At 71.0% G+C, this 13,703-nt stretch carries 12 protein-coding genes; 5 read left to right on the top strand and 7 right to left on the bottom strand.

The window, feature by feature from the left end:
- Positions 1–6 precede the first annotated feature (6 nt).
- From D7Y04_RS12590 to D7Y04_RS12565, 7 genes are read right to left on the bottom strand one after another with little or no spacing between them, the layout of a single operon-like run.
- Positions 7–735, bottom strand: coding sequence for a hypothetical protein (locus D7Y04_RS12590; protein ID WP_121759481.1), 729 nt, complete (start codon positions 733–735; stop codon positions 7–9).
- A complete protein-coding gene (locus D7Y04_RS44010; protein WP_126932725.1) occupies positions 732–944 on the bottom strand; it encodes a hypothetical protein in 213 nt (70 codons plus the stop codon). Before D7Y04_RS44010 ends, D7Y04_RS12590 begins: the two co-directional genes overlap by 4 nt.
- An 18-nt stretch (positions 945–962) precedes the next feature.
- Positions 963–1,838: a hypothetical protein gene (locus D7Y04_RS12585; RefSeq protein ID WP_121759480.1), complete on the bottom strand. Its 876-nt coding sequence runs from the start codon at positions 1,836–1,838 to the stop codon at positions 963–965.
- 1 nt (position 1,839) lies between these two features.
- Positions 1,840–2,331, bottom strand: coding sequence for a phage tail protein (locus D7Y04_RS12580; RefSeq protein ID WP_120594167.1), 492 nt, complete (start codon positions 2,329–2,331; stop codon positions 1,840–1,842).
- Between the two features lie 24 nt (positions 2,332–2,355).
- Positions 2,356–2,919 (bottom strand): phage tail protein, encoded by a 564-nt coding sequence (locus D7Y04_RS12575; RefSeq protein ID WP_120594168.1) that lies wholly within the window; start codon positions 2,917–2,919, stop codon positions 2,356–2,358.
- Positions 2,919–5,240, bottom strand: a complete 2,322-nt coding sequence (locus D7Y04_RS12570) for a phage tail sheath subtilisin-like domain-containing protein (protein ID WP_158627504.1) — start codon at positions 5,238–5,240, stop codon at positions 2,919–2,921. Before D7Y04_RS12570 ends, D7Y04_RS12575 begins: the two co-directional genes overlap by 1 nt.
- 16 nt (positions 5,241–5,256) lie before the next feature.
- The gene (locus D7Y04_RS12565) at positions 5,257–7,215 is read right to left on the bottom strand and encodes a hypothetical protein (protein WP_121759478.1); all 1,959 of its coding nucleotides are present in this window, start codon (positions 7,213–7,215) and stop codon (positions 5,257–5,259) included.
- 273 nt (positions 7,216–7,488) lie between these two features.
- On the opposite strand from D7Y04_RS12565, the gene D7Y04_RS12560 reads away from it, so the two are divergent.
- The 5 genes from D7Y04_RS12560 to D7Y04_RS12540 all read left to right on the top strand — a co-directional run bounded on the left by D7Y04_RS12560 (position 7,489) and on the right by D7Y04_RS12540 (position 13,702).
- Positions 7,489–7,863, top strand: a complete 375-nt coding sequence (locus D7Y04_RS12560) for a DUF1622 domain-containing protein (protein WP_120594171.1) — start codon at positions 7,489–7,491, stop codon at positions 7,861–7,863.
- A gap of 201 nt (positions 7,864–8,064) precedes the next feature.
- Positions 8,065–10,386: a PAS domain-containing sensor histidine kinase gene (locus D7Y04_RS12555; RefSeq protein WP_158627503.1), complete on the top strand. Its 2,322-nt coding sequence runs from the start codon at positions 8,065–8,067 to the stop codon at positions 10,384–10,386.
- Between the two features lie 210 nt (positions 10,387–10,596).
- Positions 10,597–11,637: a hypothetical protein gene (locus D7Y04_RS12550; RefSeq protein ID WP_121759476.1), complete on the top strand. Its 1,041-nt coding sequence runs from the start codon at positions 10,597–10,599 to the stop codon at positions 11,635–11,637.
- Entirely contained in the window at positions 11,634–13,316 is a 1,683-nt protein-coding gene (locus D7Y04_RS12545) for an AMP-binding protein (RefSeq protein WP_120594174.1), read from the top strand. Before D7Y04_RS12550 ends, D7Y04_RS12545 begins: the two co-directional genes overlap by 4 nt.
- The gene (locus D7Y04_RS12540; RefSeq protein WP_120594175.1) at positions 13,316–13,702 is read left to right on the top strand and encodes a DUF4280 domain-containing protein; all 387 of its coding nucleotides are present in this window, start codon (positions 13,316–13,318) and stop codon (positions 13,700–13,702) included. Before D7Y04_RS12545 ends, D7Y04_RS12540 begins: the two co-directional genes overlap by 1 nt.
- Position 13,703: the final 1 nt, after the last annotated feature.

Below are 13,703 nucleotides of genomic sequence, written 5' to 3'. Positions count from 1 at the left end.
GTCTCTTCAGCTCGCCCCGTTGAGCTTCACCTGCGGCGCCAGGGCCTGCGCGATGAGGGTGCTCGCGTCCGCGCCCTTCACCGCCGCCAGGTCCTCCATCCGCAGGCGCTGGTCGCGCAGGTTCGCGAATGCCTGCTCCACCTTGCTGTTCGCCGCGTTCTCCCCCACCTCCAGGATGCGCATGCGCAGGTCCACCTCCGCGCGCAGCGGGAACAACGACGGGTCGAAGCGCTGCTCCACGATGGTCATCCCGGTGATGACCACCGGGAAGGTGCGCGGCCCCAGCATCAAGAGCAGCTCCGTGGGGTTGAGCGAAACGAGCTTCGTCGCGGGCTTCTTCTCCTCGTCCCCCGTCTGGTCCTTGCCCAGCGCCATGCCCTCCAGCATGGCCAGCTCCGGCAGCACGCCCTGGATGCCCTCCCCCTTCGTGTCGCGCAGCAGCGCCTCCGTCACGTCGAAGACGAGCTTCAGGGCAATGGTCTCGCTCTTGGCGTGCAGGCCGCCGCCGCGCTGACCATCGGTGAGGATCTTGGTCTGCTCGGGCGTCTTGCCGGGCTTCGTCTCCCACTGGCCCGCACGCGTGCGCGTCACCGTCTCCGGGTTGTACTGGAAGCGCAGCGCGATCACGCCCGACGCGGCCTTCGGGTCGGCGGACGACGGCGGCAGCGTCACCAGCATGCCCTTCTGGAGCTGCTGATCGAACGCGATGAGCGTCGGATCCAGGTTGCGCGTCATCCATTGCCCCGAGCGCCGGGCGGCTCGCGCTGGGCGAGGCTCCGGGCAATGGCTTCGTTGTTCTTGTCCATCAGCGCCACCACCGTCTGGGTGAACAGCTTCACGAACTCCTTGGGGTTGTCCGGGACGCTGCGCAGCATCCACGCGAGCTCACGCTCCATCTCGCGACGGGTGAGTCCGACCTGTCCTTGCACCGGGGGTGGGGCCATGGCGTGCGCGTCCTCTCGTCAGCTCCAGCCATCCACCAGCGGACGGCCTTCAAGCTCGTTGCGAAGCAGCTCCAGGTAGCGCCACCGCCGGGCCCGCGGCAGGGCCAGGATGTCCGCCTCCGACCAGTGGTAGTGGAAGGCCAGCACGTGCACCTCCGTCTCCAATCGCGCCGCGCCGCCCCGCAGCTCGCGCGCCAGGAGCGCGAACGGATCCAGCTCCAGCTCCAACCACGCGGCGCACTTCGGACAGCGCGCCAGCAGCCCCAGGTCCGGCGCGCTCGAGCCGTCCGCCAATGCCAGCGCCACCGCGTGCCGTGAACGCGCGGGCAGCGCCAACCACGCGGAAGGCGTCAGCGTCTGCCCGTCCACCACCACCAGCCGCGACCACAGGAGCGCGGACCGCTCCGCCCGCGTGCCAAGCACTTCCGCGAGCAGCGCGTCGTCCTCGCCCGTGGGCTCGCGCACCTCCGCCCGTCCCTCCGGCAGCGCCACGGTGAGCACCTCCGGCGCCGCGTCCACCCGCTCCGGCGAGAGCGCGGAGAGCCGCACGTCCACGTCCGCCATCGCCTCACAGCCAGGCGCGGGGCAGCGCGCCACCAGCGTCGCGCGGTCCCCGTACATCCGGGCCCGCAGGTGCAGCGCCAGGTGGTGCCGGTCTCCGCGCGTGAGGCAGGCCGCCAGCTCCGCGTCCACGCGCGAGTAATCCCCCAACCGTCCCAGACACACCGCCAGCCACCCGCTCACCTCGCGCGGGCCGGGACGCTCTCCGGCCTGGGCCAGCGCCCACTCCTCGCGGCCGGTGAGCGGGCGCAGCTCGCCCTGGCGGTGACAGCGGCCGTCCTCGTCGAAGAGGCCGTGCGGCAGCAGCACCGGGATGGGAGGTTCCAGGAGCACGTCAGACCACCGGCTCCAGCGTGAAGCCCTCGTGCTGGACCTCCAGGGACTCGATGAGGATCTCGTTCGCCTCCGCGGCCAGCTCCGACATCGCGGTGAACTTCGAGACCCACGCGTTGCGCAGCACGAACTTCTTCACCGCGCGGTTGAAGTCCAGATCGAAGACGAGGATCTCCACGGTGCGCCGGAAGTCCGGCTCCGCCGAGCGGAATCCGGGCGTGGCTTCATGGCGGATGAGCTGGGTGGCCCAGTCCCGGAACGTCGTGTCCTGGGTGAGGCCCGCCTCCAGCGTGAGGGGCTCGTAGTGCACCCGGCCCGGTGACAGCTCGTCCACGGAGGACGGGCTGTTGCCGGAGCGGAACTTCACCACCTCCACGGTGCCGGTGATGCCGGAAATCTTCCGGCACGCGGCCACCTCGAGGTTGTTGAAGAGCACGCGGAAGTTGAAGTTGCGGTACGGGTCGCGCTTCGTGGATTCGACGAATCGGGGCATGGCTTCACTCCTCGAATGGGGACGTCAGGGCGTCGGGAGGCTCGTCGCGGGCATGGACAGCACGGGCCGGGGCACCGGCTCCCAGCCCTCGTGGGTGAGCTCCAGCGACAGGAGCGCCACCTCGCCCGCCATGGCGTCCAGCTTGGGCAGGGCGTGGAACTTGCTCACCCACGCGTTGTGCACGTGGAAGCTGCGGATGCGCGCCTCCATGCCTCCGGGCGGCGGCACTTCCGTGGGGTGCGCGTAGGCGTCCCACACGTCGAGGAAGAGGTCGCGCTTCACCGGCTCGCCGGGCGCCTTGCCGGTGCGCGCGAACTCCAGCACCGCGCGCGCCCAGCGCTCCAGCGTGTCGTCCAGCGCCAGTCCCTGCTCCAGCACGAGCGGCTCCCAGTTCACCTTGTGGGGCTGCGCGTAGCGGTGCAGGTTGTTGCCGCCCTCCCACGTCTCATAGGCGCCCACGCTGACGGACAGGCCGGACACGGTGCGCACTCCCGCCACGTAGTCGCCGGCCGCGGAGGTGCTCATCCGGAGCCGGAACTGGAAGGTCCGCAGCGGGTTGCGGGCGTTGGCGGGAACGGGCGTGGGCATCAGGCCGCCAGCAGGCTCTTCTGGCTGATTTCGATGACCACGAACTCCGCGGGCTTCAGCGGCGCGAACGCCACCTGCGCGGTGACGATGCCCGCGTCCACGTTCTCCTGCGGGTTGGTGCTCCGGTCGCAGACGACGCTGAAGGCCTCTTCCGGCGTGCTGCCCTGGAACGCGCCCTGCCGGAACAGCCCCAGCATGAACGACTCGATGGCGACGCGGATGCGGCCCCAGAGCTCTTCGTCGTTGGGCTCGAACACCGCCCACATCAGGCCGCGCCGCAGGGACTCCTTGAGGAAGAGCGCGGTGCGGCGCACCGGGATGTAGCGCCACTCCGGGTCGGGCGACAGCGTGCGCGAGCCCCACGACACCAGCCCCACGCCGGGGAACTGGCGCAGGCAGTTGAGGCTCGCCGGGTTGAGCTGGTCCTGCTCCGCGTCGATGACGGGGTACTGGAGGCCCAGCGCATTGGAGAGGGACGCCTCGATGCCGGCGGGCGCCTTCCACACGCCACGCGTGGTGTCCGTGCGCGCGAAGAGGCCCGCCACGTGGCCGGAGGGCGGCACCAACCGCGTGGGGTTGCGGCCCACGCCCACGGAGTCCGCTACGCGGATCCACGGGTAGAACATGGCCGAGTTCTTCGAGCGCGAGGGCAACCCCTCCACGAACTGCTTCGCGTCGTCCGGCACCACCGCGAAGTCCTTGTCCACGCCGCCGGGGCCGTCCGCGAGGAAGAAGCAGTCGCCCCGGTTGTCGCAGTACGCGACGCCCGCGGCGATGAACGACACCTCGTTCTTGCCGGGCAGCGCCACGATGTTGACCTCCTCCGTGTCCAGCGCGTGCAGGCCCGTGCGCAGCTTCGCGTCGCCCGCGAAGTCAGACGTGTCCAGGAGGCCCGCGCCGTCGTCGCCGCCCAGGAGCCGCAGGTTCGTCACCGAAGACGGACGCACCACCGGGTTCGCGGGCGAGTCATCCGAGTAGCCACGTGCGCGCGGCGCGAAGCCCAGCTGCCGGAGCATGGTGGGCACCGTCGGCTGGAGCGTTTCGCTGATGGAGAGCTGGAGCCCGTCGAAGGACTCCGCGCTCGTGCCCGCCGTGCCCGCGGCGGCAGTGCCGGTGAAGCCGGTGGCGGAGAGCGACAGCGTGGAGGTCCCCGCCGCCGTGGCCAGGCCCGTGATGACGGTGTTGCCCTGCGCGTCCGTCACCACCGACGCGACCTTGCCGGCCAGCGCCACGCTCAGCGAGTGGTTCAACTCCGCGGGCGTCACCGCGCCCTTGTCCACCGCCAGGATGGGGATGGGCACCACCGTGGTGCCGCCCGGCGAGCCCACGGTGACCTTCGCGTCCTCCGGGTCCAGGTCGTACGTCGCGCCCGTGGGCTTGGGGATGGTGAGCGTGGGCCCGGTGGCCACCTTCAGCGAAATCTCCGGCGAGTCCGTGCCACCGATGACGAAGGTGTTGGTGAGACCCGCCGAGGTAACGGCCTGGGTGAGGAAGGCCTTGAGCTCCGTGGCGGTCAGCTGCACTCGTCCGTTGACGAACGCGGCGGCCGGCACTGCGGCCACCACCAGGGCCTGGGTGATGGAGACGTCCAGCGTCGTGCGGGGCAGGTCCGGCTGGGCCTCGTCCCAGGTGGAGACCTGGAGCTTGCCGCCGTCATAGAGGCTGTACTTCGTGCTGGCCAGCACCGCGGCCTTGAGCCGGGGAGGCACGCCCGCGACGAGCACCGCGCCGGGCGCCCGGGCGGCCAGCGCCACCTGGAACTCGTCGCGCACGCGGAGGTAGCGGGAGATGTCGTTGATGCGGTCGCCGACATAGTCCTCACTGGACGGGTCCATGCGCACGTCCTCGAACGTCTCCAGGCGGCGCGTGGCCCCGGCCTCCGTCCACATCACCTCCACGCGGAACGCCTCGCTGGGGAAGTTGATGGAGTCGCTCACGTTGACGCGGAGGTAGTCGGACCACTCTCCAGCGCCCCGCGCCAGGAACGTGAGGGCGTTGAGGCTGCCGCCCGCTCTCGCTACCAGTGGAGTGGACACACCGCCCACCGCGTCGGAGGGCAGCACGCGCACGACGTACGCGCGCCGCCCGCCCGAATCGAAGAAGGCCTCCACCGCCTGCGCGACGAGGCCCGCCTCCCCGGGCTCGTGTCCGCCAAAGGCCCGCTCGTACTCGGCGAAGCCGGTGACGAACGAGGCCAGGGCCGGGATGCCTCGCGCCGTGCGTCCGACGAACGCCGCCGTGGACGTGCCCACCCCTTCGATGGGGCGCGCACCGGCACTGATCTCCTCGACATAGACGCCCGGATGCAGTCGCTCAGCCACGTTCATCCTCCTGGTTTCAGATGGTCCCGCGCCTGGCGGTATCGACTTCGGTGACAGATGTTCCCGGATGGCCGCTGGCGCCTCGCGCAGCACCGCGCGCGATGAGGTCCACCCGCGGCGTCTCGACGAGGCGGGCGGTGCTGCGCGCGTTCGGCTCGTCCATCAGCGCGGAGACCCGGTAGTCCACGCAGCAGCGGTACAGGTGGTTCAAGAGGTCGTCGCGGCGGCGCAGCTGCGTCTGGAAGAAGAAGCACTCCTCCTGGAACACGAGCGTGCGGCCCCGGGCCCAGGCGCCCTCCACGGGGCGGCTGAGCGTCACGCGGTCGCCATCCAGCCCCAGCACCAGCGCCTGGAAGCGCTGCTTGCCCACGCGGTAGCCATCGTCGCTCGAACCCAGCACCACCACGTCGCCGGGCTTGAGGCGCGAGGCCGCCGTGACGGAGCGGCGCAGCGCCGGATCCAACGGCCCCACGGGCTCCGCCACCAGGTGCACGTGGTCCACCGTGAAGTCCAACGGCGTGCCCGCCTGCGCCCCCAGCGTGAGCACCATGTCGCTCGCGGCGACGGTGACGCCCGGCGCGGCGACGGGCGGCGCGGGCGTGGCGTCCGCGTCCTGGAGCGGCTGCGGCACCCCGTCCGCCGACAGCCACACCACGCCCTCCCCCGCCTCCAGCCGCGCGTGAAGCACCACGCCGGCCTCCAGCCGCTCCACCGGAAGCCGCCAGCGCGTCTCCGCGACCTGCGTCCCGGTGGCCTGCGCCAGCGTCGCGGTGGCTACCACCTCGCCCATGAGCCGGGTGTCCACCTGCTCGTAGCGGACGATGAGCCGCAGCACGGGCTGCCCCTGCGCCATCAGCACGGCCACCGGCAACGACTGCGCGGCCACGGCGCCAGCGGCGACGCGCAGCCCCACCGACAGCGCCAGTCCGTCCGGGGCCGGATTGTCGGCGTGGAAGGGGTCGGGCACTGCGGGCATGGGGTAGACGAGGACGGAGGCAGTACCGGTGCCGGACAGGCGCAGGCCCTCGGAGGTGGGAAGGAAGGATGCACCGGGCGTCAGGTCCACGCGTCCGCCGCGCGCGCGCTCCAGGTTCTGATCGCTGGCCTCCAGGTGCACCAGGGACAGGACCGTGGTGGGCTCACCGCGCGTCAGCAGGCGAACCGTCGTGGCGCCTTCGGGCACGTCCTCGGCCAGCAGCGACGGGCGCAGCACCATCTGCCCGCGCGTGGGGATGGAGAGCGCCACCGTGTCCATGATGGACGCCAGGTCCACCTGCGAGCCCGCCCACAGGTCCACCTGCACATCGATGGCCATGGCCTTGGGCGCGCGGATCTTGCTGAGGAACACCCTGCCCTCTTGAGAACGCTCCGGAGGCTCCAGGCCCAGAGGCCCTTCGATGCCGCCAGCGACAGGCAGCACCTCCACGCTGGAGCGGAACTCCATGGAGGGAATGCCCGCGTCGGAGCTGATCGCGAGCCGGCTCCCCTCCACGTCCCAGCGCGCGATGACGCCAGCGAGCGCCTCCAGCAGCAGCGGGTCCGTGAGCGGCGCGCCCGTGGGCTCCTGGAAGAGTCCACCGGTGAGCGCATCCGCCAGCCGCGCGTTGATGGCGGCGGCGAGCGCGGGGCCCGTCGCGGTGGAAGCAAACGAGCCGCCCGGCAGGCCCGTAAGGGTGACGGTGGCGCGGCCATCCAGGCGCAGCTTGAGCGAGCCATTGGGCGGCACGCTGTCCCCGGAAGCGCGAGGCCTGCCGACGAGGTGGCCCGGCACACGGAAGGTGGCGACGCCCGTGCGCCCGTTCTCTCGCTCGGGTTCGGGGAACAGGCCCAGCGGGCCGACAACGGAGAGGAATGGCACGCGCGAAGGCCGGTAGCCTTCATCCACGTAGCCATGCGCGGCGAAGACGCGCACGTCGCCGCTGCGCAAAGCCACCCGGCCCTGCCATAGCAGTCCGCTGAGGATCTCGCGAATCACGCGAAACGACCCTCCAGGGTAACGCCATGTCTGGTTTCAAGCTGCTGCGTCACGGCACCCCCCGGCACCCCTCGGAAACCGCCCGACTCCCGCTGTGACACGCGAAGGGCGGCGACAATGAATCAGGAGCCCGGCCGCCGTCAACACTGCACGCATGTATTGCTTTGATATTTTGTGTGTCTATTCCGACGGGCTTCCCATCCCGAGGGGAGGGTGGATCGCGGTGGCTGTCCGCTGCGTCGCAAACCACCTTTGCCGGAGGGGGAGCGGTGGATGCGATTCGAGGATCTGGTGGCCCTGGCCGCCCAATGGTTCGACGCCGCGGGCGTCGGCGTGATGGTGGTGGGAACGGTGGTGTCCGTGGCGCTCGTCCTCCAGGACGTACGGGGTCCGCGGAAGGGGGAGGCGTACCGGCAGCTTCGCCACTACCTGGGCCGCGCCATCCTGCTGGGACTGGAGCTGCTCGTGGCGGCGGACATCATCCGCACGGTCGCGGGGGCGCCCACGCTGAGGCAGGTGCTCATCCTGGGCCTCATCGTCCTCATCCGGACCTTCCTCAGCTTCACGCTGGAGGTGGAGATCGACAGGCGCTGGCCCTGGCAATCCAAGCCAGCGGACGAGGAGGGGCCCGGCCCTCCGCGTGCATGAGCCAACGGGAGGGACTGGCCCGCTGCCTGTCTGTCATTGGGTGCCAGCCAGGCGGCAGCCGCGTCTCCGGGCCGGTGTGGATTGCCCACCGGGGCCGGGGATGCACACCCTCCAAGTCAGGCCACTCCCATGGTGGGAAGCGGCGTCACGGGGCCCTGCCTCCAAGCTCGCCGGGAAGGGCCGGGGTCAAAGGAGGCGCGCGTGGAGAGCCCCAGCGCAAGCTTCGACCCGGAGACCATCGAGACCCTCTCCGACGCGCATTCCCGGCTGCTCCTCGAGACGCTGGTGGCGAGCACGCCGGTGGGCCTCGCGGTGGTGGACATGGAGCAGCGCTTTGTCCAGGTCAACGACGCGCTCGCCGCCATGAATGGCATCCCGCGCGCCGCGCACCTGGGGCGCAAGGTGCAGGACATCGTCCCGGAGATGTGGCCCACCCTCCGTCCCCAGTATCAGCGCATCCTGGAGGGAGGGAGCGCGCAGACGGTGGAGGTGGTGGGCGCCACCTCGAAGGAGGTGGGCGTGGAGCGCCACTTCCTCGTCAGCTACTACCCGGTGCGCACCAACTCGGGCGTGTTGCTGGGCATCGGCGTCATCGTATCGGAGGTCACCGAACAGCGCAGGGCCCACGACGCGCTCCAGGCCAGCGAGCAGCGCTACCGCTCACTGGTGGAGGCCATGTCGCAGCCGGTGTGGTCCACCAACGCCCGGGGCGAGGTGGTGGAGCCCGCGCCGCGCTGGCTGGCCTTCACGGGCCAGACGCACGCGGAGCACCTGGGACTGGGCTGGCTTTCGGCCATCCATCCGGACGACCGCAAGCGCGTGGTGCGCAGCTGGGTGGAGTCCCTGCGCACGAAGGCGTCCTACCGGGGTGAGTTCCGCCTGCGCTTCCACGCGGGGGGCTACCGGGACGTCGTGGGCCGGGCGGTGCCCGTGTTCGGCGACAACGGTGTCATCCGGGAGTGGGTGTCCACGGCGGAGGACATCACCGAGCGCAAGCACGCGGAGGCCCAGGTGGAGAACGAGCGCGCGCGGCTGCGCTCCGTGCTGACGAGCGCCCCGGCGTCCATCGCCATCCTCAACGGAGAGCGGCAGGTCTTCACGCTGGTGAACCCCCTCTACAAGGTGCTGTCGGGAGGCGCGGACCTGATGGGCATCTCCGTCAGGGACGTCGCGGACGAACGGGGGGCCGTGTACTCGCGACTCCTGGAGAAGGCCTATCGCCAGGGAGAGTCGTTCATCGAAAAAGAGGTCCCGGTCACCACCGACTTCCAGGGCGACGGAGTCCAGTCGACGCGGCAGTTCGATGTGGCGTACCAGCCACTGCGCGACGTGCGGGGCCAGGTGGACTCCGTGCTGTCGTTCGCCGTCGACGTGACGGTTCGGGTGGAGGCGAGAAAGAAGCTGGAGGAGTCCGCCGCGTCCCTGAAGAACCAGCAGCAGTGGCTGGAGGCGATGCTGGACCGGACGCCCGTGGCCATCATCCTGGTGGAGCCCGTGACTGGCCGCATCATCTTCGCGAACCAGGCGGCCCGGCAGATGGCCGGCGGTGATTTCCCCGGGGGCCTGCGCGAGGAGAGCTACATGCGCGGCGCGCACCGCTTCACGGACGAAGCGGGCCGCGAGCTGACCATGGAGGAGATCCCTGGCATCCGCGCGGTGAGGGGCAATCCCGTGCACGCGGAGCCGGTCGTCTGGCACACGCCCACGGGTCACTACTCGCTGCTGGTGGAGGCGGGCACCCTGCCCGCCCAGCACGGCCATCCAGAGGCGGTCCTCCTGGCGCTCCAGGACGTCACGGAGCTGAGAAAGACACAGGCCCAGCTCCAGCACGCCGTGTCGCTCCGGGATGAATTCCTGACGGTGGCGTCGCATGAATTGAAGACACCGCTGACACCGTTGCAGCTCAAGCTCCAATCCCTGGTCAAGGACGCGCAGGCGGAACAGACGCTGGAGTCGCTGCGGGAGCGCGTGGTGAAGACAGCGGAGACCGTCTCCGGGCAGATCAGGAAGATGACCACGCTCATCAACGACCTGCTGGAGGTGACGCAGCTCACGGGCCCCTCCGCACCGCTGCAACTGGAGGACGTGGACCTGGTGGACGTGGTGCGCGACGCGGTGGAGCGCTTCCAGGCCCAGGCGGCGAAGGCGGGCTGCGAGCTCATCGTCCATGCGACACCGGGCGTCGTCGGCCGCTGGGACCGCCACCGGCTGGAACAGGTGGCGAGCAGCCTGCTGTCCAACGCGCTGAAATACGGCACGGGCCACCCGGTGACGATTCGCGTGGAGCACGTCCGCGGCCGGGCAAGGCTGAGCGTGAGGGACGAAGGCATCGGCATCTCGCCGGGGAGCCTCCAGGCCATCTTCGAGAAATTCACCCGCGCCGTGTCGACACGGCATTACGGCGGTCTGGGATTGGGCCTCTTCATCACCAGACAGATTGTCGAAGCCCACCACGGCACCCTGCGCGTGGAGAGTCAGCCCGGCCACGGCGCGACCTTCATCGTGGAGTTGCCGGCCTCCTGACGCCGACAAAAAGATACACACATCCCACCCCGCCCCAAGCGCGGAGCCGGAACACCAGGACTTGGCAGGTCGCCAACCCCATGCATCAGGGCGGCGCCGACCCATTCCTGCTCATCCGTACCGCTGGGCACGCCTATGTTTCGTATCGCTGTCTGGGTATGATGTCGGCCGGGGGAGCGCGTCCCGCCAGAAGCGGGTCAGAGCGCCATCATGCCCATGCCCAAATTCCTGTCAGTGCACGGCGCCGCCGCCGCGGTCCTGTTGAGTGCCCTGCCCGCCTGGGCCCAGTCCGCCCTTCCCGGCTTTGAATTGGAGCACCTGGAGATCAACCCCGGCCGCGGAACCGCGGTGATGCGCAACGGCGAGCTGCTGGTGCCCGGCGGCATGAGCCTGGGGCTGGTGGGCCAGTATCAACAGCTGCCGCTCGTGCTCCTCAACGGCGAGCGCCGCCTGGAGGCCGTGCGCAACCGCGCGTCCTCCGTCCTGGCGGGCAGCTACGGCGTGCTGCCGTGGCTGGAGGTGGGCGCGCAGGTCCCCGTGGTGTTGTGGCAGCAGGGGGATGATCCAGCGCCCCTGGGCCTGACGCCGCTGGCCTCGCAGGGCCTGGGCACCCCGGAGATACAGGCGCGCCTGGGGCTGTTGTCGCGCCGTGACGACCACCCCGTGGACCTCGCCATGGACCTGGGCGTGGGGCTGCCCATCGGCAGCGCGGCGGTGCTGGGCCGGGACTCGGGCATCCGCGTGCGCGCCCTGGCCGCCATCGGCACGCAGGTGGGGTTCCTCAAGCCCGCGCTGGAGGCCGGCATGCTGCTGCGCTCGCGCAACCCGCTCTCCGCGCCGAACGCCTCCGGACAGACCCTGGAGGTCCGCCTGGGCGCCGGGTTGACGACGGCCGGACAGGGCCTGCGCGGCGAACTGGCGGTGAAGGCCGCCTTCGCGGCGGACATGGACCAGCCCGCTGTGGAGGTGCTGGCCGGCGGACGCATCCCGCTATCGGAGGGACTGGAGCTGCACGCGCTCGCGGGGCCCGGCCTGGGACGCACGCCGGGCACGCCCATCGCCCGGGTGCTCCTGGGCGTGTCGTTCCGCCAGGAGCCTCCTCCCCGGATGGAGGTGCTCCCGGAGCCCGTGCCCCACCTGCGCCTGGAGGAGTTCAAGACGCGGCCGGAGTACGTCCCGGACTCGAGCGTGGAGCCGGTGCCCACCCGCGAGCTGCTCCCCCCTGAACCCGCGCCGTCACCCTCGCCATGACCTTCGAGCCACGCATCGTCCTCTCCGCGTTCGACGGCACCCAGCCGCCTCCGGACAGCGTGCCCGCGTGGCTTGCGCGAAGCTGGGAGGATCCGGATGGCTTCGCCGCCGCGATGGCCCCCATCCACGCCGGCCGGAGCACGCCCTTCAAGAGCCGCACCGGCCAGCACCACGACTTCTTCCACGACCTGGTGGCCCGCCACGCCACCACGGACCGCATCGCGCTGCGCGCGTACTCGCGGACGCAGGGCTGGCGCACGCTGAGCTACCGCCAGCTCCAGGAGCAGGCCTCGCGGCGGGCCACCGCCTGGGCGGGGTTGGGGGTGAAGCCGGGCGCGAAGCTGTGCCTGATGCTGCCGCCGGGCGCGGAGCTGATGGTGTCGCTGTGCGCCGCGCTGGGCCTGGGCGCGTGCGTGAGCCTCCTGCCGCCCGGGGCCCGCGCCTTCGTGGCGCGCCGGCTGGACGCGCTCGCGCCCCAACACATCGCCGCCGAGCCTCACCAGGCGCCGCTCCTGGGCAAGCACGCCTCGCGGCTCCTGCCCATGCAGACGCAGGTGCCGCCCGCGCTCGCGTCGTACACGTACAAGCCCTCCGAGCCGGTGGGCCTGCTCTTCTCTCCGCTGGCCAAACCCAGCGACGTGCCCGTGCCGCTCACCGCCGGGGACGCGTGGCGGAGCGCGCTGGTGGACGGGCTGCTGACCTTCGGACTGAACCCGGGGGACCACCTGGCGGCGCCGGGCTTCCACCCGCTCCAGCACCTGCCGGCGCTGTACTTCACCACGCTCCTGCGCGGCGCGACGTACCTGCACGTGGAGCCCGCGGACCTGGACGTCACTCCCACGCTGCTCACCGAGCACCCCGTGCGGGCCCTGGGCCTCACGCCCGCCGTGCGCGACCTGGTGGCCCGCGCGCGCCTTCCGCTCAAGAACGTGGGCCTGTGGTTCAGGGATCCGCAGGCGCCCTTCGACTTCTACGCCTGGCGCGACGCGCTCAAGGCCTGCGGGCTGGCCAGCGTGCCCGGCGGCAACGTGTGCGTGGACCCGGCGTTGGGAGGCGCGGTGCTGTGCTCGCACCGGCGCGTGGCGGCGGACGTGCACACGGACATCGCCCCCGCGCCCGGGCGCGCCTGGGCGCTGCGCGACTTCACCGACAGCGGGCAGGACGCCGTGGGAGACACGGGGCTCTTCACCCCCCTGCCGGACGCCGGACGGCCGCTCGCGCACGTCGTCCTGACGCGGGTGCGCGGCCAGTACCACCACCTGGGCGTGCGCGAGCCCCGGCGCGAGGGACGGGTGTTCCTCTTCGAGGAGGTCGCGAACGCGCTGCGCGAGCCTCCCGGCCCCCGGCTGGACACGGTGGGGCTGGCCGTGCCGGAGAGCGGCCTGGCGGGCGCGTATCGCAGCGTGCTGGTCGTCTTCACCGGCGACCTGCCTCCCGGCGTGGAGGTCAGCGAAGCGGACGTGCGCCGCCGCATTGAACAGGCCCTGGGCGCGGACGCACTGCCGGACCGCATCGAGCGCTTCGCGCTCCACGCGCGGCGCCTGAACGGACAGCAGGACGGGCCGTTGGATGAAGAGTGGTGCCGTGCGCAGTACTTCATGGGCTCCCTGAAGCTGAAATCAGGAGACCCCCTGTTCCAGGCGCTCACGTCACTGCGCGCCCGGGTGGAGTCACGCTGATGGGAATCCAGGTCGTGTCCGGAGCCATGCTCCAGTGCAGCTTCGGGATGGCGCCCTCGACGCTGTCGGTGCTGCCCGCCAACAAGGTGAACTCCACCGCGCCGGCGGCCACCATCATGGACAACGTCCCGGGCATGAACGTGCCGCCCTTCGTCATGTGCAAGTCCATGGCGAACCCCACCGTGGCCACCGCCACCGCCGCCGCGATGGGCGTCCTCACGCCCATGCCGTGCCTGCCGGTGATTCCCGCACCGTGGACGCCGGGCTCGCCCACCGTGGTGATCAAGGGCAAGCCGGCGCTCACCGACACGTGCACGTGCACCTGCGCCTATGGCGGCATGATCAAGATCAACATGACCGCCCAGACGAAGACCCAGGTGAAGTGAC

It is taken from the genome of Corallococcus sp. AB038B (genome assembly GCF_003668955.1).
GTDB classification, from domain to species: domain Bacteria; phylum Myxococcota; class Myxococcia; order Myxococcales; family Myxococcaceae; genus Corallococcus; species Corallococcus exiguus.
Note: the sequence above shows the minus strand (reverse complement) of the source record. Positions and strands in the feature narration are given on the sequence as shown.